This window comes from Kitasatospora sp. NPDC022785 (genome assembly GCF_055561295.1).
Window position 1 is genome coordinate 167,654 of record NZ_JBVHHB010000016.1, and the last position, 20,172, is coordinate 187,825.

At 73.7% G+C, this 20,172-nt stretch carries 18 protein-coding genes; 12 read left to right on the top strand and 6 right to left on the bottom strand.

Annotated elements, in window-relative coordinates; translation table 11 throughout:
* Positions 1-140 precede the first annotated feature (140 nt).
* Complete coding sequence (locus tag ACZ3YO_RS24170; protein ID WP_396325709.1) at positions 141-1,160, top strand: methyltransferase; 1,020 nt, start codon at positions 141-143, stop codon at positions 1,158-1,160.
* 113 nt (positions 1,161-1,273) lie between these two features.
* On the opposite strand, the gene ACZ3YO_RS24175 is transcribed toward ACZ3YO_RS24170, so the two are convergent.
* From ACZ3YO_RS24175 to ACZ3YO_RS24185, 3 genes are all read right to left on the bottom strand, one after another.
* Positions 1,274-2,284: a methyltransferase gene (locus ACZ3YO_RS24175; RefSeq protein ID WP_465572737.1), complete on the bottom strand. Its 1,011-nt coding sequence runs from the start codon at positions 2,282-2,284 to the stop codon at positions 1,274-1,276.
* Positions 2,285-2,420: 136 nt separating this feature from the next.
* The gene (locus ACZ3YO_RS24180; RefSeq protein ID WP_465572740.1) at positions 2,421-3,923 is read right to left on the bottom strand and encodes an MFS transporter; all 1,503 of its coding nucleotides are present in this window, start codon (positions 3,921-3,923) and stop codon (positions 2,421-2,423) included.
* Between the two features lie 205 nt (positions 3,924-4,128).
* Entirely contained in the window at positions 4,129-5,157 is a 1,029-nt protein-coding gene (locus ACZ3YO_RS24185) for a methyltransferase (RefSeq protein WP_465572743.1), read from the bottom strand.
* Between the two features lie 197 nt (positions 5,158-5,354).
* Between ACZ3YO_RS24185 and ACZ3YO_RS24190 the strand changes: the two genes are divergently transcribed.
* The 8 genes from ACZ3YO_RS24190 to ACZ3YO_RS24225 all read left to right on the top strand — a co-directional run bounded on the left by ACZ3YO_RS24190 (position 5,355) and on the right by ACZ3YO_RS24225 (position 13,568).
* Positions 5,355-6,548, top strand: a complete 1,194-nt coding sequence (locus ACZ3YO_RS24190) for a cytochrome P450 (protein WP_396325713.1) — start codon at positions 5,355-5,357, stop codon at positions 6,546-6,548.
* Between the two features lie 5 nt (positions 6,549-6,553).
* A complete protein-coding gene (locus tag ACZ3YO_RS24195) occupies positions 6,554-6,805 on the top strand; it encodes a ferredoxin (protein WP_465572747.1) in 252 nt (83 codons plus the stop codon).
* Positions 6,802-8,151: an FAD-dependent oxidoreductase gene (locus ACZ3YO_RS24200; RefSeq protein WP_465572749.1), complete on the top strand. Its 1,350-nt coding sequence runs from the start codon at positions 6,802-6,804 to the stop codon at positions 8,149-8,151. Before ACZ3YO_RS24195 ends, ACZ3YO_RS24200 begins: the two co-directional genes overlap by 4 nt.
* A 31-nt stretch (positions 8,152-8,182) precedes the next feature.
* Positions 8,183-9,040 (top strand): LLM class flavin-dependent oxidoreductase, encoded by an 858-nt coding sequence (locus ACZ3YO_RS24205; protein ID WP_465553274.1) that lies wholly within the window; start codon positions 8,183-8,185, stop codon positions 9,038-9,040.
* Positions 9,037-10,251, top strand: a complete 1,215-nt coding sequence (locus ACZ3YO_RS24210) for an FAD-dependent monooxygenase (RefSeq protein ID WP_465553272.1) — start codon at positions 9,037-9,039, stop codon at positions 10,249-10,251. The genes ACZ3YO_RS24205 and ACZ3YO_RS24210 overlap by 4 nt, the downstream gene beginning before the upstream one ends.
* Complete coding sequence (locus ACZ3YO_RS24215; RefSeq protein ID WP_465572753.1) at positions 10,248-11,099, top strand: NAD(P)H-binding protein; 852 nt, start codon at positions 10,248-10,250, stop codon at positions 11,097-11,099. Before ACZ3YO_RS24210 ends, ACZ3YO_RS24215 begins: the two co-directional genes overlap by 4 nt.
* Positions 11,100-11,229: 130 nt before the next feature.
* Positions 11,230-11,970, top strand: a complete 741-nt coding sequence (locus ACZ3YO_RS24220) for a TenA family protein (RefSeq protein WP_465572756.1) — start codon at positions 11,230-11,232, stop codon at positions 11,968-11,970.
* A gap of 5 nt (positions 11,971-11,975) precedes the next feature.
* A complete protein-coding gene (locus ACZ3YO_RS24225; RefSeq protein ID WP_465572759.1) occupies positions 11,976-13,568 on the top strand; it encodes an FAD-dependent monooxygenase in 1,593 nt (530 codons plus the stop codon).
* Positions 13,569-13,635: 67 nt separating this feature from the next.
* Here the strand turns inward: ACZ3YO_RS24225 and ACZ3YO_RS24230 are convergent, their stop codons facing one another.
* Both ACZ3YO_RS24230 and asnB read right to left on the bottom strand, forming a co-directional pair.
* Positions 13,636-14,328, bottom strand: a complete 693-nt coding sequence (locus ACZ3YO_RS24230; RefSeq protein ID WP_396325721.1) for a class I SAM-dependent methyltransferase — start codon at positions 14,326-14,328, stop codon at positions 13,636-13,638.
* A 12-nt stretch (positions 14,329-14,340) separates the two neighbouring features.
* The gene (asnB, locus tag ACZ3YO_RS24235; protein WP_465572762.1) at positions 14,341-16,197 is read right to left on the bottom strand and encodes an asparagine synthase (glutamine-hydrolyzing); all 1,857 of its coding nucleotides are present in this window, start codon (positions 16,195-16,197) and stop codon (positions 14,341-14,343) included.
* A gap of 169 nt (positions 16,198-16,366) precedes the next feature.
* On the opposite strand from asnB, the gene ACZ3YO_RS24240 reads away from it, so the two are divergent.
* Positions 16,367-17,428 carry a methyltransferase gene (locus ACZ3YO_RS24240; RefSeq protein ID WP_465553261.1) on the top strand — a complete coding sequence of 354 codons (1,062 nt, stop codon included), beginning with the start codon at positions 16,367-16,369 and terminating at the stop codon, positions 17,426-17,428.
* Between the two features lie 76 nt (positions 17,429-17,504).
* The gene (locus ACZ3YO_RS24245) at positions 17,505-18,707 is read left to right on the top strand and encodes a cytochrome P450 (RefSeq protein WP_465572765.1); all 1,203 of its coding nucleotides are present in this window, start codon (positions 17,505-17,507) and stop codon (positions 18,705-18,707) included.
* Positions 18,708-18,847: 140 nt separating this feature from the next.
* Here the strand turns inward: ACZ3YO_RS24245 and ACZ3YO_RS24250 are convergent, their stop codons facing one another.
* Positions 18,848-19,294: a hypothetical protein gene (locus ACZ3YO_RS24250; RefSeq protein WP_396325725.1), complete on the bottom strand. Its 447-nt coding sequence runs from the start codon at positions 19,292-19,294 to the stop codon at positions 18,848-18,850.
* A gap of 133 nt (positions 19,295-19,427) precedes the next feature.
* Between ACZ3YO_RS24250 and ACZ3YO_RS24255 the strand changes: the two genes are divergently transcribed.
* The gene (locus ACZ3YO_RS24255) at positions 19,428-20,045 is read left to right on the top strand and encodes a PadR family transcriptional regulator (protein WP_465553256.1); all 618 of its coding nucleotides are present in this window, start codon (positions 19,428-19,430) and stop codon (positions 20,043-20,045) included.
* Positions 20,046-20,172: the final 127 nt, after the last annotated feature.

Here is a 20,172-nt window from a genome sequence, read left to right on the forward strand (position 1 = left end):
ATTCCTGGCATCCCGGTCGGACCGGGATGCGTCCGCCGTCCTCCAGGGACGTTCGAGGGGTGCTCCATCTCCGCCTGACAGCGTCACAGCGCGACAGGTTGGCCGCCTGGCTGGCAGGCGTCCAGGAAGGAGTCTCACCGATGACGACCAAGGCCCCGGACGTCGGCACCGCCGCCGGGATTCTTCGCCTCGGCAACGCGTTCTGCGATGCCAAGGCTCTGCTGACCGCTGTGGAACTGGACCTGTTCACACAGCTGCACAACGCGCCCGGCGGTACCGCCTCCGCCGACCAGGTCAGGGAGCTGCTCGGGCTGCACGGCCGCGGGCTGCGCGACTTCCTCGACCTGCTGGTGGCCCTGCGGATCCTGGAGCGCCCGGACGGCCGCTACCGCAACGCGCCCGGCACCACCCGGCACCTGGTGCGCGGCGGCGAGGAGTACGTCGGCGGCTTCCTGCTGCGCTCCAGCCGCAACCTCTACCCGGCCTGGGGCCGGCTGGAGGAGGCGCTGCGCACCGGGCAGCAGCAGTCCGGCAGCCACTACGACGAGGTGACCCAGAACCCGGAGATCCTGCGCCAGTTCATCGGCAGCATGGACGCCTTCACCAACGTGCTCGGCGCCCAGCTGATCGAGGCGTACGACTGGTCCGGCCACGCCTCGGTGGTGGACGTGGGCGGCGCCCGGGGCAACCTCGCCTCGCAGATCGTCCGCGCCCGGCCGCACCTGTCGGGGAAGGTCTTCGACCTGCCGGAGATGGAGCCCTTCGCAAAGGAGCTGATCGCCGGCCTCGGCCTCACCGACCGGCTGGAGTTCCACGGCGGCAGCTTCTTCACCGACCCGCTGCCCCCGGCGGACGTGGTGATCCTCGGCCACGTCCTGCACGACTGGGACCCGGAGCAGCGCAGCCTGCTGGTGCACAAGGCGTTCGACGCGGTGAACCCGGGCGGGACCCTGCTGGTCTACGACCGGATGCTGGACGACGAGCCGGAGCACGCGGAGAACCTGGTGATCAGCCTGGACATGCTGCTGGTCACCGACGGCGGCTCGGAGTACCCGGCGGCCGAGATCGTGGAGTACGCGGGCCGGGCGGGATTCGCCCGCACCGAGGTCACCCCGCTCGGTGACTACGACACCCTGGTCGCCTGCCACAAGGCGTCCTGACGGGTGGTACGACGGCGCCCCCGGTCCGCTGCGGCGGACCGGGGGCGCGTCGGCGTCGCGGCGCCGGTGTGGGTCCTGCCGGCCGGGGGCGGCCCCCGGCCGGCAGGACCGTCCTACGGCCTGCGGCAGACCAGGAGCGTGTCGAAGTCGGCCAGCGGCCGCTGGGTGAGCCCGGTGAAGCCGGCCGCCCCGGCCTGCTCCCGGATTTCGGCGACGGTGTACTCGGCGCCGCCGTCGGTGACCAGCAGCATGTTGAGGCTGGCGACGAGGTTCTCGGTGTCGTCCGCCCGCTCACCGAGCATCCGGTCGTAGACCAGCAGGGTGCCGCCCGGGTTCACCGCGTCGAACGCCTTGTCCAGCAGCAGCTGCCGCTGCCCCTGGTCCCAGTCGTGCAGCACGTGGCCGAGGATCACCACGTCCGCCGGGGGCAGTGGGTCGGTGAAGAAGTCGCCGGCGTGGAAGGCGGACCGGCCGGTGAGCCCGAGTTCGGCCTGGTAGGCGTGGAAGAACGGTTCCAGCTGCGGCAGGTCGAACACGTGGCCCGTCAGGGCGGGCCGGGCGGCGAGGAGCTGCCCGAGCAGGTGACCCCGGCAGCCGCCGACGTCCAGCACCGAGCCGAACGCGGTGCCGTCCAGGGCGTCGAGCAGCCGGACCCCGAGCCCCTGCGTGAGGCCGTCCATCATCCGGGCGAAGTGGCCGGTGGCGACCGGGTCCTCGAGCATGCCGAGGTAGTCCGTGTACCCCTGCGGCCGCCCGGTGCGCAGGGCCTCGGCGAGCTGCCCGTACACCGGGTAGAGGTTGAGGTCGGAGCCGCGCAGGAAGCCGGTGACGGAGCCGGGGCGGCCGGCCACCAGGTGGCGGTCGGCGCCCTCGGCGTTGCGGTAGCGGCGGCCGGCGTCGCGGTGCAGCAGGCCGAGCGCGGTGAGCAGGTCGAGCAGGTCGGCGAGGCCCCGGCCGTGCAGCCCGAGCCGGTCGCGCAGCTCCTCGGTGCTCGCGGGGCCTTCGTCCAGCAGGGTGAAGAGGTCGAGGCGGACGGCGGTCAGCAGCGCCTTGGCGTCGCAGAACCGGTTGCCGAGGCGCAGGATGCCGCCCGCCGTTCCGACGTCCCATGCGGTTGTTGTCACGGTCAGGTCTCCTCTGTCGTCCGGGACGGGTCTGAGCACGGGAATCTCGCAGGACCGGATGGAGGACGGCTCGACCCGGCCTCGGCAGGGCGGCACCCCGTCCCGCGGGCGTGCCTACCCCGTCCCGCGGGCGCGCCTACGGCGCCCCCGGGGCTCCGGCCGGCTCCGGGAGGCCGTCGGGCAGGGCGTCGGCCCCGCGGGGGCCGTCCGGCGCCGACGGCAGCAGCAGGGTCAGCGCCAGGGCCACCGCGAGGATGCCGGTCTCGTACCAGAGCACCCGGGAGAGCGCCCACGCGGACCGCGCCGCTCCGGCGCCCGCCGGCTCGGGGCCGCCGAGCAGCCCGAAGAACAGCACCCCGAGCACCGCGACCCCGGCCGCGGCGCCCAGCTGGTTGACGGTGTTGAGGATGCCGGAGGCGGAGCCGGCGTCCTCGGGCGGGACGTCCGACAGCACCAGGCCGATCATCGGCGAGGCCACCAGTCCCATCCCGAGCCCGGTCAGGGCCAGCCACGGCGCCAGCACCGGCGTGGAGGCGGCGGCGCCGTAGTGGCCGACCGTCAGCAGCAGCGCCACGGTGCCGGCGATCATCACCACGATGCCGCCGCTCAGCACCGAGCGGCCCAGCCGCTTCACCGCCAGCGGGGAGAACGAGGAGGTGGCCATCGCACCGAGCGAGTACGGCACCAGCGCCAGACCGGCGCCGGCCGCGGAGAACCCCAGGCCGCTCTGCAGGTAGAAGGTGAACGGGAAGAAGAACCCGGCGACCCCGGCGAAGAAGAAGAGCAGCAGCACCAGCCCCACCGTGAACTGCCGGCCGGCGAACAGCGCCGGCTGGACGAGGGCGAAGCCGTCCCGGCGCTGCTTGGCCCGCTCGTACCGGGCGAACAGCACGAACAGCGGAACGGAGCCGGCCATCGCGGCGAACGTCCAGCCGGGCCAGCCGAGTTCACGGCCCTCGACCAGCGGGTAGAGCACCGCCAGCAGTGCCGCCGTCACCAGCAGCACACCCGGCACGTCCAGCCGGCGGGCGTCCGGGGCCCTGGACTCCCGGGTGTTGCGGGCGACGCCCAGCAGGGCCACCAGCCCGACCGGCACGTTGATCAGGAAGATCGGCCGCCAGGACAGGCCGAAGAGGTCCGCGTTGATCAGCAGCCCGCCGAGCACCGGCCCGAGCACCGTCGCGAGCCCCGAGAGCGCGCCGAACAGGCCGAAGACCCGGGCCCGTTCGCGTTCCGGGAAGGCCACCTGAAAGGTCGACAGGCCCTGCGTCACCACCAGTGAGCCGCCCACGCCCTGCACCGCCCGCGAGGCGATCAGCATGGTCGGGTCCGCCGCCAGACCGCAGGCCACCGAGGCGGCCACGAACACCACGATGCCGGTCAGCAGGACCCGCTTGCGGCCCAGCAGGTCCCCGATCCGCCCGGCCGTCACCAGGCAGAGCGCGAAGCTCAGGGTGTACGCCTCAACCACCCACTGCAGCTCGGCGCCGTCCGCGTGCAGACGGTCCCGCAGGCCGGGCAGCGCCACCACCACGATGGAGGTGTCGATCAGGTCCAGCGCCATCGCGGCCAGTACGAAGACCGCCGCGCGCCAGCGCCTCGGGTCGAGGCCCTGGGCGTCCTCGGAAGCAGTCGTCATGTGGTCCCTCCGCCGGCGCCGCTGGCCGGGCCCACGGGTGTCGGCGCCGGAGGGGCCGTGGGCCGGATTCCGGGGGCTCCCGCAACCGGGGCGATGCTGGCAGGACCGGCTAGGGCGGCGGTCGAGCAGCCCGGCCGCCGCCCGGCACGGCCGCGCCCCGCCCGGTGAGGGGCGGGGCGCGGCGTGGGGCGGCGCCGGGAGGCCGTCAGGACGCGGCGGGCGCGGCCTCCAGCGCGTGGTACTGGTACGGGCAGGGCAGCGGGGTGGCGGCGGTCAGCTCCAGCCCGGCGGCCTCGAACAGGGCCCGGTACTCGGCCAGGGTGCGCTCCCGGCCGGTGGTCATCACCAGCATCTCGATGTCGGAGATGGCCGCGCCCAGCGCGTCGGCCGGGTCCTCGTCCGCGCCGCCCTCGGAGAGGACCGAGGAGAACACCACGACCCGGCCGCCCTCCGGCAGCACCTCGCGGATGTTGCCCAGGATCCGCACCGACTCCTCGTCGTTCCAGTCGTGCAGGATGTTCTTCAGCAGGTAGACGTCGCCGCCCGCGGGGACGGACTCGAAGAACGAGCCGACGGTGATCCCGCAGCGGCTCTGCAGGCCGGCCTCGGCGAGCACCCCGGCGGTCTCCACCACGCCGTTCGCGGTGTCGAACACGGTGCCGCGCAGACCGGCGTTGGCACCCAGCACGGCAGCCAGCAGGGTCCCGCGCCCGCCGCCGACGTCCACCGCGTGCTCGAACCGGGAGAAGTCGAAGTGGTCGACGATCGCCGGGGATTGCACGTCGCTGCCGCCGGTCATCGCGGCGTGGAAGGTGGCGGCCAGCTTCGGATCGGTCTTGAAGTGGTCGAACAGCGGCGCGCCGTTGGCGATGTCGAAGGCCGACCGGCCGGTGCGCACCGACTCCTCCAGCACCTCCCAGGCCCGCCACACCGGCGGCGCGGCGTGCATGTCGGAGAGGGGGCCGAAGTGCGCGGCCACCGCGGTGGCCCGGTAGCCGTCGCCGTCCAGGGCGAGGAGCCCGGCCTTGACGGCGGCGTGCAGCAACCGGCGCAGGCTGCGCGGGTGGGCGCCGGTGGCCTCGATCAGCTCCTCGGCGGTACGGGGCCGCTCGGCGACCGCGGCCAGGATGCCGAGACTCGACACCGTGGCGCCGATCTGGTGCAGGGCGAATCCGAAGGCCAGCGGCAGGTACTCCGCCGCGGTCGCCGGCTGGGTGGGGATCTGGCTGGTCATAGCGCTCCCTTGGATTCCGTTCGGAGATACCGGCCGGAATCTGGCAGCGCCCGATGGAGGACCGCTCGACCGCCGCTGGGCCGCCGTCGGAGCACCCCCGGTCACCTCGCCGCTTGACCGGCGTTCGAGCCTCCCCCCAGGGCCTGTCAGCACGCTGGCCCGGTCCGAACAATCGTGCAGGAGAGGGCGGTTCAGCCATGACCGAGTCGTGCCCCGTCGGGTATCCCCTTGCGTGGGCCCCGGCACCGGAGATCCCGGCGTCGTGGACGACCTTGCGCGAGCGGCCGCTGCTGGAGATCGAGCTGCCCAGCGGCGAGCCCGCCCTGCTGGTCACCCGCTACAAGGACGTCCGACGGCTCTTCGCGGACGTGCGGCTCAGCCGCAACACCTTCGGCCGGGCCTCCCGGGTCTCCGCCAGCAACGACCTGTTCGGCGACCCCAACATCGACAACGACCCGCCCCGCTACCTCACCGAACGCGCCGTGGTGATGCGCGCGTTCAGCGCCCGGCGGCTGGAGGCCCTGCGCCCGGTGGTGAAGCAGATCGTCGCCGAGCTGCTGGACGGCATGGAGGCCGGGCCGCGGCCGGCCGAGCTGATGGAGGCGTTCGCCTACCCGCTGCCGATCCTCGTCATCTGCCACATGCTCGGCGTCCCCCCGCAGGACCGCGCGAAATTCCGCCGCCTGATCGACGGCTTCCTCTCCGTCTCCCGGCTGCCGGAGGACCAGGTCGACGAGTGCCGCCGGCAGTACTGGGACTACCTCTCCGAGCTGATCGAGGCCAAGCGAAGCGCCCCCGGGGACGACCTGATCAGCGAGCTGATCGAGATCAGCCGCGAGGACCCGGAGAAGCTCACCGACTACCAGCTCCAGCACTGGGTCAAGACCCTGCTCATCGCCGGCTACGTCACCACCGCCTCCCAGCTGGGCACGGGGATGGCCGTCCTGCTGCACCGGCCCGAGGTCACCGCCGACCTCAAGGCCGACCTGTCGCTGGTGCCCTCCGCCGTCGAGGAGCTGCTCCGCTACCAGATGATGGGCACCTCGCTCGGCACCCTGCGCTACGCCGAGGAGGACATCGAACTGCTCGACGGCACGGTCATCCCCAAGGACTCCACCGTGCTGCTCTCGCAGGAGGCCAACATGGACGCCGAGGAGTTCGAGGACCCGCTCACCCTCGACATCCGCCGCACCGACAACCACCACCTGACGTTCGGCGCCGGCATCCACTTCTGCGCCGGCGCCGCGCTCGCCCGGATGGAGCTCCAGGAGGCCACCGAGGCGCTGCTGCGGCGCTTCCCCGGACTGCGGCTCGCGGTGCCCGGCGAGGACCTGAAGCGCCCCGAGGGCGGCTTCCTCGCCGGGTACACCGAGATCCCGGTCAGCTGGTGACGGCGATGGGCGCGCTGAGGGTCACCGCCGACCGGGAGAGCTGCGTCACCAGCAGCCTGTGCGTCTACCGGCTCCCCGAGGTGTTCGACCAGGACGCCGAGGGCCGTGTCGTGGTCCTGGACGGGACGCCGCCGGACGGGCTGCGCCGGGAGCTGCTGCGCGCGCGGCGCGGCTGCCCGACCCGCTCGATCCGGGTCGAGGGCCCCGGCGTGGACGGCGAGGACGGAACGGGCCCCCGGGGCGGTGGGGCGAGGTGACCGCGGCACCGTTCAAGGTCCTGGTCATCGGCGCCGGAACCGGCGGCATGGCACTGGCCCACGGCCTGCGCCGGGCGGGCTTCGAGGTCGCCGTCCACGAACGCGACCGCACCCGCTCGGCCGGCCTGCACGGCTACCGCGTCGGCATCGGCCCGGACGGCAGCACCGCACTGAAGCGGCTGCTGGCCCCGGAGCTGTACGAGACCTTCAAGGCCACCTGCGCCCGTCCGCCGCGCCACTTCGTGATGCTCACCGAGAAGCTGCGCACCAGCATCGACCTGCCGGTGCGTCCCGCCGTCGACGAGGAGAGCGGCGAGCGCTCGGTCAGCCGGATGACGCTGCGTCAGGTGCTCTTCACCGGCATGGAGGACGTGGTCACCTTCGACCACGCCTTCACCCGCTACGAGCAGCGCCCGGACGGCCGGATCACCGCCCACTTCGAGGGCGGCGACGAGGACACCGGGGACCTCCTGGTCGCCGCCGACGGCGCGGGCTCCCGGGTGCGCCGGCAGTTCCTGCCGCACGCCCGGGTGGAGGACGCCGGGATCATCTCGATCGCCGCCAAGGTGCCCGCCACCCCGGAGACGCTGGCCCTGCTCCCGGAGCCGGTCCGCCAGGGCATCGGCCTGGTCCTCGCCCCCAAGGGCCACACCTGCATCCTGCACACCATGGAGTTCCCCTGGGACCGCGAGGGCCGGCCCAAGGACGGGATCGGCGGCAACGACGCCGAACTCGTCGCCCAGTGGCCGGGGCTGCTCTTCGACAACACCCGGGACTACCTCAACTGGGGCTTCTGGGCCGCGACCGACAAGTTCCCCGCCGACGTGCTCACGCTCGACGGCAAGGAGCTGATCGGCCTCGTCCTGAAGATGACCCGCGGCTGGCACCCGGACCTGCGCGAGCTGTTCCGCCGCGCCGACCCGAGCACCTGCTTCCCCATCAACATCCGCACCTCGGTGCCGGTCCCGCAGTGGCCCACCGGCAACGTCACCCTGCTCGGCGACGCCATCCACACCATGACGCCCGGCCAGGGCGTCGGCGCCAACACCGCGCTGCGCGACGCCGCCCTGCTCACCCGTGAGCTCACCGCCTTCCGCGAGGGCCGGCTCAGCCTGCACGACGCCGTCCGCGGCTACGAGACCAGGATGATCCGGTACGGCTTCGACGCCGTACTGGCCTCCAAGCGGCAGACCGGCGGGGACCAGCCGATCCACCGCCCCTACCTCGGCCGCCTGGTGCTCGCCGGGCTTCGCGCCCAACTCGCCCTCACCGCCAGGGTGCCGGCCCGCAGACAGCGGATGGCCGACGCCATGCACGCCTACCGCAGCGCGGACCGGGACGACTGACCCGCCCGCCCACAGCCAGAGGAGAACAACAGTGGACATCGGGGTTTGCCTGCCGACCGGCGTGCCCGGCGCCGCCGGAAGCCAACTGGTCGAGTACGCGCGCCGCGCCGACAGCCTCGGCTTCTCCAGCCTGACCGTCACCGACCGCGTGGTGTACGACAGCTACGACCCGCTGGTGGCGCTCTCCGCCGCCGCCGCGGTCACCACCCGGATCAAGCTGGTCACCGCCATCCTGCTGCCCGCCTACCGGCCCAGCTCCGTCGAACTCGCCAAGCAGCTCGCCAGCCTGGACCGGATCTCCGAGGGCCGCCTGGTGCTCGGCGTCTCGGCCGGCATGCGCGAGGACGACTACGCCGCCACCGGCACCGACTTCACCACCCGCGGCCGCCGGCTGGACACCATGCTCGACGAGCTCCGCGAGATCTGGGCGGGCAAGGGCCCCACCCCCGGCGTCGGCCCCCGCCCGGTCAACGGCGACATCCCGCTCTGGGGCGGCGGCCACTCGCCGGCCGGCCTTCGCCGCGCCGCCCGCCACGCCATCGGCTGGATCTCGCCCGGCGGCCCGCCGCAGCGCTTCGCCGACCAGGTGGCCGGCTTCCGCGCGCTCTGGGACGAGGAGGGTCGCACCGGCACGCCCCGGATGGGCGCCAACTGCTACGTGGCGCTCGGGCCCGGCGGCAAGGAGCACGCCCGCGAGCACATGCTCGGCTACTACGCCTACATGGGCAAGCTCGCCGAGCACCTCGCGGCCGGTGCGATCACCGAGGCCGAGACCCTGCGCGCCGTCGTCGACGGCTACACCGCCGCCGGCTGCGACGAACTGTTCCTGCTCCCCGTCACCGCGGACCCGGGGCAGCTCGACCTGCTCGCCGAGGCGGTCCTACGGTGACGTCCGCCCGGACCGGCCGCACCGCGGTCGTGGTCGGCGGCGGCATCGGCGGCCTCGCCGCCGCCGTCGGCCTCCACCGGGCCGGATGGCACGTCACCGTCCTGGAACGCGCCCCCGAGCCGCGTGAGTCGGGCGCGGGCCTCTCCCTGCTCAGCAACGCCCAGCGCGCCCTGACCGCACTCGGCGCCGGGGACGTCCTGCGCACGGCGGCCACCATGGCGCCCGGCGGCGAGGGCCTGCGGCTCGCCTCCGGGCGCCGCCTCCAGCCGCCCGCCGACCCGGACTTCCTGCGGGAGCACGGCCTCTCGCTGGCGGTGCTGACCAGGCCCGAGCTGCACGGCGCACTGCGCGCGGCCCTCCCGGACGGCGCGCTGCACACCGGCGCGGAGGTCACCGGCGTGGTCGGCCTCGGGGACGGCGCCGCCGCCGTCTACCGCACGCCGCACGGCGAACGGACCGCCGCCGGCGACGTGGTGATCGCCGCCGACGGGGCGTTCAGCCGGATCCGCGCCGAGCTCTGGCCGCAGGTGCCGCCGCCCGTCTACAGCGGGCACAGCGTCTGGCGCGGCATCGCGGAGGGCGTGGACGGCGGCGGTGAGCCGGGCGGCAGCACCTGGGGGCGCGGCCTGGAGTTCGGCCGGATGCCGCTCGGCCCGGACCGCGTCTACTGGTTCGCCGTCGCCAACACCCCCGAGGGAGCCCGCTACCCGGACAACCACGCGGAGGTGGCCCGGCGCTTCGGCTCCTGGCACCGGCCGATCCCGCGGCTCATCAGGGCCACCCCGCCCGGCCGGGTGCTCCACCACGACGTCTTCGAACTCGCCCGGCCGCTGCCCGGCTACGTCCGCGGCCGGGTCGCCCTGCTCGGTGACGCGGCCCACGCGATGACCTCCGACCTCGGCCAGGGCGCCTGCCAGGCGCTGGAGGACGCGGCCGTGCTCAGCGCGCTGCTCGCCGGCGCCGACGATCCCGGTGCGGCGCTGGCGGAGTACGACGCGCAGCGCCGCCCGCGGTCCCAGTCGATCGCCGAATCCTCCCGCCGGATGGGCGAGTTCAAACTCACCGAGAGCCGCTGGCGGCTGCTCCGGCGCAACGCGGGCCTGCGCCGCGCCGAGCCCCGGGAGAGCCAGCGGGGCCTGGCCGCGGTCGGCGGGTGGCACCCGCCGGCGGTCCCGGGGCGGACGCCCGTGGCGGGAGGCGAACCGCGATGATCCTGGTCACCGGTGCGACCGGCACGGTGGGCCGGCTGGTGACGGCCGGCCTGGCCGCCGCCGGGCGGCCCGTCCGGGCCTTCACCCGCGACGCCGCCCGGGCGGGCCTGGGCCCCGGCGTGGAGGTGGCCGAGGGGGACCTGGACCGGCCGGAGTCGGTGCGGGCGGCGCTCGACGGCGTCGACGCCCTCTTCGTCCTCACGGCCGGGCCGGACGCCCCGCGCCACGAGGCCCTGCTCGCCGCCGAACTGCGCCGCCGCCCGGTCCGCCGGGTGGTCAAGCTCTCCTCGGTGGCGGCGGACCGCCCGGCGGCGGGCTCCTACGGGCTCGCCCACGCCACGGCCGAACGGGACTTCGCCCGGACGGGCGCCGAGTGGACGGCGCTGCGCGCGGCCGGCTTCATGTCCAACGTCCTGCAGTGGCGGGGCTCGGTCCTGGCCGAACGGGCCGTCCACCAGACGTACGGCGGTGTCCCGCGGGCGGTCGTCGACCCGGCGGACGTCGCGGCGGCGGCGGTGGTCTGCCTGACCACCGCCGGCCACGGCGGCCGGGTCTACCGGCTCACCGGGCCGCAGGCCCTGACCGCGCCGCAGCAGGCGGAGCGGCTCTCCGCGCTGCTCGGGCACCCGCTGCGGTACGTCGAGGCGCCGCGGCGGGCCGCCTTCGAGGCGATGACCGGCGGCGGCCTGCCGCCCGCCTTCGCGGACGGGCTGCTGGACGCGCTGGCCGATCCGGACCCGGCCCGGGGAGGCACGCCGCTGCCCACCGTCCAGGACCTCACCGGCCGGCCGCCGGGCACCTTCGACGCCTGGCTGGCGCGCCACCGGGCGGCGTTCACGGCCCCTTGACCGCACCGCCCGGGTGTCCCGCGGTCCGCCGGCCCGGGTGGCGCGCCCCGCCGAGGGGCGGGGCTCCCGGCGCGGCTCGAGGACCGCTCAAGCGGCGCTCTAGCGCCATGGTCGAGTTTCGAGGTTGACGATGACTGGTACGAATCCGCTGACGGCTGGCGAGAGCGGTACGACGGGGGCGGTGCCGGTGGCGTTGCGGGAGCAACTGTGGCTCTGCGCCGAGCCCTTGGTCGCGCAGGTGGTGGAGCATCCGTTCTGGGCCGGGCTGCGGGAGGGGAGCCTCCCGCCGGCCGTCCTGTGGCACTTCGCCGAGCAGGACTTCCACTGGGCCGTGCCCGCGTACGCGCGCGCGCTGGCGCGGACGGCGGCCCTGGCGGAGCCGGCCGGAGCGGGTGAGCTGCTCGCCGGGGCCGCCGCCGCGACCTTCGGGTCGCTCACCCGGATGGACCGCGAACTGACCGCGCTCGCCGAGCGGTTCGGGGGCTTCGGGCCGGTGCGCGGCATCGGACCGGCGACGCTGGCGCAGACGTCGTTCCTGACCTCCGTCTCGACGGCCTCGTACGCCGCCGGCCTCGGCGGTCTGCTGCCGATGATCTGGTTCCACCAGAAGGTGTGCCTCGATCTGCGGGCGCGGGCGGTCCCCGGGGCCCGCTACGCCGAGTGGATCGACCAGTACTGCCCGGAGGACGGTTTCCACGGCTACGTGGAGGCCTACCTGGGGGTGATCGACGACTTCGGCCGCCGGGCGTCCGGCGCCGAGGTGTCCGTCCTCGTGGACAGCTTCCTGCACGGCGCGCGCTACGAGCTGGCCTTCTGCGAGGCGGCCTGGCAGTTGCAGAGCTGGGCCGAAATCCCATCGGAAAGGAAATGACGAACGTGAGCTCTTACGACGACACCGTGCCCGTACTGATCGTCGGCGGCGGGTACGCGGGTCTGGCGACCTCGCTGTTCCTGTCGCACCACGGCGTGCGCTCCCTCCTGGTCGACCGGCACGCTGGCGTCGCCGTCCAGGGCCGTGCGCGCGGCATCAACCCGCGCACCATGGAGATCTACCGTCCGCTCGGCATCGAGCCGCTGATCAAGGAGGCCGGCCGGCCGTTCGACGCCGACTCCGGAGTGGTGCGCTGCGCGAACCTGAGTTCCGAGTGGAACTGGATCATGCAGCAGGACTCGCCGCGGGCGCTGCCCGAGTTCACCGCGGGCGAGTTCGGTATGGCCGACCAGAGCACCGTGGAGCCGGTGCTGGCCGGCGCCGCCCGGGAGAAGGGCGCCGAGATCCGGCACTACACCCAGTGCGTGGAGATCGAGCAGGACGACGAGGGCGTCACCGCGGTGGTCGAGGACCGGGCGACCGGAGACCGGCGCACGGTGCGGGCCCAGTACCTGGTGGCCTGCGACGGTTACCGGGGCACCATCCGGGAGCAGGTGGGCATCGCCCGCTCCGGCCGCGGAGCGATCCGCTCCTACGTCTCCTTCGTGATCAAGGCCGACCTGTCGGACCTGATGACGAAGACCGCGCTGTTCTGGATCATCGGCGGGGCGGGCGCGTCGGGCGGCTTCGTGACGCACGCGGTGCCCGGCCAGTGGGGCGTGGCGCTCACCTACGACCCGGCGGTGGAGTCCCCGGAGGACTACACCGTCGAGCGGTGCGCCGAGGCCGCGAAGGCGCTGATCGGCCGGGACCAGCCGGTCGAGGTGCTGGACAAGGCCGCCTGGGAGGAGGCGGTGGCGGTCGCCGACGCCTACCGGGCGGGCCGGGTCTTCCTGGTCGGCGACGCCGCGCACGTCTGGCCGCCGGCCGGCGCGCTGGGCGCCAACTCGGCCGTCCAGGACGCGCACAACCTGGCCTGGAAGCTCGCCGCGGTGGTCAAGGGCCAGGCCGGTGACGCGCTGCTCGACAGCTACGAGGCCGAGCGGCGCGCGGTGGCGGTCGAACTGGCGGACCTCACGGTGCGCAGCCAGGAGTCCCGCTTCGGGCCCACCCCGCAGGAGGACCCGCTGGAGCCGACGCTGTGCATCCTGGCGCAGCTGTACAGCTCCTCGGCGACCCTGGGGGCCGAGCACACCGGCGTGATCGGCGAGCAGGTGGAGCAGCGGGCGCGGCCCGGCTCCCGGGCACCGCACCTGTGGCTGGACCACGAGGGCCGCCGGATCGGCGTGCACGACCTCTTCCACGACGCGTTCACGCTGGTCACCGGCCCGGCCGGGAACGAGTGGACGCGGGCGGCGGCGGAGGCGTCGGCGCACACGTCCGTCCCGGTGCGGGCCTACCGGGTCGGTCCCGCCTCGGCCGGTGCCGACCTGGTCGACGTCGAGGCCAACTGGGCCGCCCGCTACCGGCTCGGGCACGGCGGCGCGGTGCTGGTCCGCCCCGACGGGTACGTGGCCTGGCGCAGCGAGGAGCTGCCGGCCGATCCGGCGGCCGCGCTGGCCGGTGCGCTGCGCGAGGTGCTGTCCGCCAAGGCCTGATCCGGCCCGGCGGACGCCGAAGGCGCCGGCCCCCTTCCGGGGGCCGGCGCCTTCGGCGTGGGCGCCGTCAGCCGGCGATGCCCTTGAAGACCGCCACCGCGCCCCGGATCCGCACCGTGTAGTCCGGGAAGTACTTGGCGAGCTGGCGCTCCAGGCCCTGCGGGTCGTCGCCCTGGTTCTGGAAGTTGCCGCGCCGGTGCTGTTCCAGCAGCAGCTTGTGGGTGAAGCGGTTCATCGGCACCCCCTCGGCGAGCACGGTGGTGCCGAAGAGCACCCCGCCGGGCCGCAGCGTCTCGGCGACGTGCCCGAGGATGACGCCCTTGGTGTCCCAGCCGCCGGGGATGGTGTGGAAGACCAGGTTCATCGCCGCCGAGTCGAAGTGCCCCTTGGGCAGCGGCAGCCGGTTCATCAGGTTGGCCTGGCAGGTCCGCGGCCGGTAGCGGGCCAGCCGCTGGGCCGACATGGTCAGGCACTCCTCGCTCAGGTCGAGCAGGGTGATCTCCGGGTCGGGGACGGGGAACTCACAGCGGTCCACGAAGTAGCCGGTGCCGGGGCCGATGTCCAGGTGCCGCCGGCCGGCCTCGGTGTCGTACAGCCGGCGCATCACGTGCGCCGGGCAGCGCCAGACCGCCGAGCAGAACAGACCGAGCACCCACTTGTCGTAGATGGCCAGCTTGCCCTTGGTGTACACCTCCTGGGCGTGCGCGATCCGCGGGTCCAGGCGTTCGTCGGCGATCGGGCCGCCGGCGGGGTCGGTCATCTCGGTCTCCATTCAGAGCGCCAGCTCGATGTCGTAGTGCGTGAGCCAGGTGTTGAACTGCAGCGCCATCTCCAGGTGCATCCGGCTCGGCCAGTCGTGCGCCTCACCGGGCGCGGCCAGGGTGCGCCGCACCGCGTCGAGGTTGAGGTAGGGCAGGATCGGCGCGCTGTCGTCGGCGACCAGCGCGGCCAGTTCGGCGTGCAGCATCCGGGTGTACGCCGGGTCCTGGGTGACCGGCCACGGGCTCTTCTTGCGCTCCAGGACCGAGACGGGCAGCAGGTCGCGGGCGACGTCCCGCAGGAGGGACTTCTCCCGGCCGTCGTGGGTCTTGAGGCTCCACGGCGTGTTGTAGAGGTACTCGACCAGCCGGTGGTCGGCGTAGGGCACCCGCAGTTCCAGGCCGTTCGCCATGGAGAGCCGGTCGCCGCGGTCCAGCAGCATCGGCAGCCACCGGGTCAGGGTGAGGTAGCCGATGGTGCGCATCCGGTGTTCCTCGGGGCTCTCGCCGTCCTGGTGCGGGGCCTGTGCGGCCGCCTCGCGGTAGGTGTCGGCGTAGTGGCCGGCCATGTCCAGCTTGTCGAGGAAGCCGGTGCCGAAGAGGTCACGGCCCTGGCCGCCCCGGTTGCTGGGGTGCAGGCCCTCGTTGACCACCCACGGGAACGTGTCGGCGGCGATGCACTCGGGCTTGAACATCCAGTTGTAGCCGCCGAAGATCTCGTCGGCCACCTCGCCGACCAGCGCCACCGTGGAGTGCCGCTTGATCTCGCGCGAGGTGAGGTAGTTGGAGGTGTCCATGTCCCCGAGGGTGGAGGGGCCGTCCTGGGCCAGCACCACGTCGAGCCTGGTCCGGCGGTCCATCAGGGTCTTCGGGTCCAGCCGGATGTTGACGTGGTCGGAGTCGACGTGCCGGGCGACCTCGATCGCGTACGGCTCGTCCGGGGAGAAGCGGACGTCGTCGCGTTGGAATCGCTCGACGTAGTCGTCGAAGGTGGTCACGAAGGTGCGCGTGCGCTCGCCGTCCCGGTCCCGGCGCAGGCCCGCCGCGATCGCGGTGACGGTGCTGGAGTCCAGGCCGCCGGAGAGCGCGGTGCACAGCGGCACGTCGGCGACCAGTTCGCGCGACACGATGTCGTGCAGCAGGTCGCGCACGGTGGCGACGGTGTCCTTCAGGTCGTCGGTGTGCGGGCGGGCGGTCAGCGTCCAGTAGGGGCGCAGCCGGGCGACGCCGCGGCCGATCGTCAGGGTGTGGCCGGGGAGCAGCTCCCGCATGTCGCGGAAGACCGCCCGGCCGGGCTGCTTGGCGACCGAGAACAGCTCGCGCAGCCCGTCGCCGTCCACCACGGGGCGGATCTGCGGGTGCGCCAGCAGCGCCTTCGGCTCGGAGCCGAACAGCACGCCCTGGGGCAGTTCGGCGTAGAAGAGCGGCTTGACGCCCAACCGGTCCCGGGCCAGCACCAGTTCGTTCCGGCGTACGTCCCAGATGGCGAACGCGAAGATGCCCTCCAGCCGTTCGGCGAAGGAGGGCCCCCACTCCAGGTACGCCTGGAGGGCCACCTCGGTGTCGGAGCGGGTGCGGAACCGGCGGCCGCGGGCCGTCAGTTCGTCGCGCAGCTGCCGGAAGTTGTAGATCTCACCGTTGTGGACGATCACGGCGGCCGTCCGGCCGTCCTCCTCGGCGGCCAGCGGCTGCGCGCCGCCGTCGAGGTCGATGACGGCCGTACGGGTGTGACCGAGCGCGGCGGCGCCGCCCAGCCAGAGGCCTTCGCCGTCGACACCACGGTCGGCCAGTGCCGCGGTCATCGCCCGTAGTACGGGCCGCCGCTGTGCGAGGTCCTGCCCGAAGTCCACCCAGCCGGTGATACCGCACACGGGCGTCTCCTTCCGTCGGTAGGGGTAGCCCCGGCAGCGTGCGGGGGGTGCTTCGAGAACCCCTCGACCGCCGGTGGACCCGTCCGGCGCTCGACCGCTGCGCGACGCCGCTTCGAGCGGGCGGCCGGACTCTGGGGCGGCCGGAGCGCCGACCGAGAGGTGTACGACGATGAACGCGCAGGGCAGCACACCCGAGACCCCGGGCATGGCCGGCTGGTTCGACCAGGGCCTGCCACCGCGCCAGCAGGTACTCGGATTCATCTATGCGAAGTGGGCGATCGGCGCGCTGCGCGCGATCGTCGAGGTCGGCGTGCCGGACGCGCTGGCCGGCGGCCCGCGCACGGCGGCCGAGCTGAGCGCGGCCACCGGCACCGACGCCGACGCGCTCTACCGCGTCCTGCGGGCCGTCGCCGCCGCCGGTGTCCTGGACGAGGACCGGGAGGGCCGGTTCGCGCTGCGGCCGGTCTCCGAGGGCCTGGTCTCGGACGCCGAGGGCGGTATCCGGGACATGTTCCTGTTCGCCTCGGACCCGATGCTCTGGCGCCCGTACGAGAACGTCGCGCACTCCCTGCGGACGGGTGAGGCCGCGTTCGTCGAGGCCTTCGGAGCGCCGTTCTACGAGTACACCCAGGCCAACCCGGACAAGGCCGCGGTGCTGGACCGGGCGATGCTGCAGAACCGCTACCCGGGCACCGACCGGATCTTCGACGAGTTCGACTTCGGCCGGTTCCGCCGGATCGCCGACGTGGGCGGCGGCCGCGGCCACTTCCTGGTCGAGCTGCTCCGGCGGTTCCCCGGCACCACCGGTGTGCTGGCCGACCAGCCGCACACCGTCGCCGAGGCCAAGGAGGTGCTGGACGGATCGGGGGTGGGCGACCGGATCAGCGTGGTGCCGACGGACTTCTTCGTCGAGGTGCCGGGCGGCTGTGACGCCTACTTCATCAAGAACACCCTGCACAACTGGGACAACGCCAAGGCCGAGCTGATCCTGCGTTCCGTCCGCGCCGCCGTCGGCGAGGGCGACGCCCGGCTGCTGATCGTGGAGAACCTGCTGCGCGGCCCGGGGGAGTGGGACGTGGGCAAGCTGATCGACGTCGAGTCGCTGGCCGTGCTCGGCGGCCGCGAGCGGGGTCTGGCGGAGTGGGACCGGATCGCCGGCGCGGCCGGGTTCGCGCGCGCCAACGAGCCGGTCCCCGGCGACGTCGCGCTGCTGGAGTACCGGCCGGTCTGACGGCGGGCCGACCGGCCGAGGCCCTTGAGACGCGTCCGGCCCCTTGAGCCGGCCGATTCGAGACACAGGTGTGCTGATGGAGAGACCGCTTCCCGACCCGATGACCCTGCCGTCGCGGCGGGGGTGCCCGTTCGACCCGCCCGAGGAGTACGCGAGGCTGCGCGCCGAGCGGCCGGTGAGCCGGCTCCGGCTGCCCGGCGGCCGGGTCGGCTGGCTGGCCACCCGGTACGACGACGTCCGCGCCGCGCTCGCCGACCCGAGGACCAGTCCGCCACTGATCCAGGTCACGCCGGCCACCGAACTGCCGCTCCCCGAGGATGAACTGGACGTCCCGCCCGGGGTGTTCTCGGCGCTGGACCCGCCGGAGCAGAGCCGCTACCGGCGCCTGGTGAGCCGCTACTTCACCCGCAAGCGGTGCCGCGAGATCACCCCGGAACTGGAACGGATCATCGACGAGCAGCTGGACGCGATGATCGCGCACGGCGCGCCCGCCGACCTGGTCGAGTGGTTCGCCCAGCCCGTTCCGACCCGGGTGATCACCGGCATGCTGGGCATTCCGGAGCACCAGCGGCCGGACTACCAGCGGTGGATCCTCACCATGCTCTCGCTCGACGTCGCCGAGGATCCGCTGCGGGAGGCCCGGGACGGCCTCTACGGCGGGCTGGCCGACCTGGTCCGCGAGCGGCGGTCCGACCGTCGCGACGACATCCTGAGCGATCTGCTGCACGGTGACACCCCGCTCGAGGACGACGAGGTGGTGGGCATCGCGGCCCTGCTGCTGATCGCCGGGCTGGAGACGACGGCCAACATGCTCGGCCTCGGGGCGTTCGCGCTGCTGAGCCACCCGGAGCAGGCGGAGCTGCTGCGCAGTGACGAGTCCTTGCTGGACGGCGCGGTGGAGGAGTTGCTGCGCTACCTGACGATCGTCCAGTTCGGGCTGACCCGGACGGCGCGCGCCGACCTCGAGGTGGGGGGCCGGACCGTCCGGGCCGGCGAGACGCTGATCGTCTCGCTGGCCGCCGCCAACCGGGATCCGGAGCAGTACCCGGACCCCGACCGGCTGGACCTGACCCGGGCGCAGGCGCCGCACCTGGCGTTCGGCCACGGCGTCCACCAGTGCCTGGGCGCCCAGCTGGCGCGGGTGGAGATGAAGCTGGCGTTCCGCGCGCTGCTGCGCCGGCTGCCGGACCTGCGGCTCGCGGTGCCGCCCGAGAAGGTCCGCACGGCCGGCGAGTCCAAGGTGTTCCACGGGGCGCACGAGCTTCCCGTCACCTGGTAGTACGCCCGTTCCTCCGGCCGTTCCGCCGTTCCTCCGGCCGTTCCGCAACGCCGTTCCGCGTTCCCCAGGCGCTTCCGCAGGCCGATTCGAGGCCGGTCCGTGGCATCCCCTCCCGCCACGGGCCGGCCTTCGGCATGCCGTCAGACCGCGCGCGACGGGTCGTCGACGGTGGTGTGCCGGCCCTCGCGGCGGGCGGCCAGCGCGTCGTCCAGGTACTCCCGGGAGAGCATCGCCGAGACGATCGCGACGCCGCCGCGGTGGACCCGGATCTCGCTGTTGACGGCGGTGCCGTACAGGTGGATCCGGCGGCCGGTCTTGCCGGTCGGGCCCTGGGCGTCCTTGAGCCGGCCCTTGGCCGGCCAGGTCACGTCCCAGTGGTCGAGGGTGTCGCCGTCGGAGACCAGCAGCTTGACGGTGGTCCGGTGCAGGTCGAGGTGGAACTGGAGGTCGTCCGGGACGTCCGGGGAGCGGAGGTCGAGGACGATGCTGGCGTCGCGGCCGCGGACGTCGAAGCTGTCCGCGCCGGTCCAGTTGCCCAGCCGCTTGGTCACGGTGTGGTCGGCGAGGATGCGCTCGGTGGCGGTCATCTCGGTGGGTCCTTCCTGTCCGGGTGAGCTTCCGTGCTGACTTCTTCATAGTTGCAGTGCAACTAGTTCCATGTCAACTGGTTCGACGATGACTAGTTGCCGGGGGACGGTGGCGCGGCCGTACGATGCGCCCATGGCCGACACCGCACTCCGCAGCTCCCCGCTCGCCCTGACCGTCCTGTCGCTGCTGCACTACCAGCCGCTGCACCCCTACGGCATGCAGCGGCTGATCAAGCAGTGGGGCAAGGACCAGGTCGTCAACGTCAACCAGCGGGCCGGCATCTACCGGACCATCGAGCGGCTCCAGGCCGCCGGCCTGGTCGAGGTGCACGAGGTCGGACGCGACCAGCAGTACGCGGAACGCACCCTCTACAAGGTCACCGAGGCCGGCCGGGAGACCACCCGGGCCTGGCTGCTCGACATGCTCGGCACCCCCAAGCAGGAGTTCCCGCAGTTCCCCGTCGCGCTCTCGTTCGCGCTGATGCTCACCCCGGACGAGACCCGCGCCGTCCTGGAACGCCGCGTCCGGGCCGTCACCCGCACCCTGGAGCAGCTGGAGGCCACCCTCGCCGAGGAGAGCGACGACGGACTCGGCCGGGTCGTCCTGCTGGAGACCGACTACCAGCGCACCATGGCCGCCGCCGAACTCGCCTGGCTCACCGCCGTCGTCGAGGACATCGAGGCCGGCCGGCTCACCTGGTCCTGGGAGGAGCTCACCGCACTCGCCGGCCCCGCCGCCGACCTCGACTGACCTGGTCCTGGGAGGAGCTCACCGCACTCGCCGGCCCCGCCGCCGACCTCGACTGACCCGCCGCGCACCACCCGCCGTCGAGGCGGGCCCCAGGCTCCTTCGAGCGCGTCTGCCTAGCGTCCCCACC

Bases quoted from the DNA above. Each gene is read 5' to 3' on its own strand.
- ACZ3YO_RS24230 (WP_396325721.1), bottom strand. From the start codon at position 14,328: ATGACCGACCCCGCCGGCGGCCCGATCGCCGACGAACGCCTGGACCCG.
- ACZ3YO_RS24185 (WP_465572743.1), bottom strand. From the start codon at position 5,157: ATGACCAGCCAGATCCCCACCCAGCCGGCGACCGCGGCGGAGTACCTG.
- ACZ3YO_RS24250 (WP_396325725.1), bottom strand. From the start codon at position 19,294: ATGACCGCCACCGAGCGCATCCTCGCCGACCACACCGTGACCAAGCGG.
- ACZ3YO_RS24255 (WP_465553256.1), top strand. From the start codon at position 19,428: ATGGCCGACACCGCACTCCGCAGCTCCCCGCTCGCCCTGACCGTCCTG.
- ACZ3YO_RS24195 (WP_465572747.1), top strand. From the start codon at position 6,554: ATGGGCGCGCTGAGGGTCACCGCCGACCGGGAGAGCTGCGTCACCAGC.
- ACZ3YO_RS24220 (WP_465572756.1), top strand. From the start codon at position 11,230: ATGACTGGTACGAATCCGCTGACGGCTGGCGAGAGCGGTACGACGGGG.
- ACZ3YO_RS24190 (WP_396325713.1), top strand. From the start codon at position 5,355: ATGACCGAGTCGTGCCCCGTCGGGTATCCCCTTGCGTGGGCCCCGGCA.
- ACZ3YO_RS24240 (WP_465553261.1), top strand. From the start codon at position 16,367: ATGAACGCGCAGGGCAGCACACCCGAGACCCCGGGCATGGCCGGCTGG.
- ACZ3YO_RS24215 (WP_465572753.1), top strand. From the start codon at position 10,248: ATGATCCTGGTCACCGGTGCGACCGGCACGGTGGGCCGGCTGGTGACG.
- ACZ3YO_RS24245 (WP_465572765.1), top strand. From the start codon at position 17,505: ATGGAGAGACCGCTTCCCGACCCGATGACCCTGCCGTCGCGGCGGGGG.
- ACZ3YO_RS24180 (WP_465572740.1), bottom strand. From the start codon at position 3,923: ATGACGACTGCTTCCGAGGACGCCCAGGGCCTCGACCCGAGGCGCTGG.
- ACZ3YO_RS24170 (WP_396325709.1), top strand. From the start codon at position 141: ATGACGACCAAGGCCCCGGACGTCGGCACCGCCGCCGGGATTCTTCGC.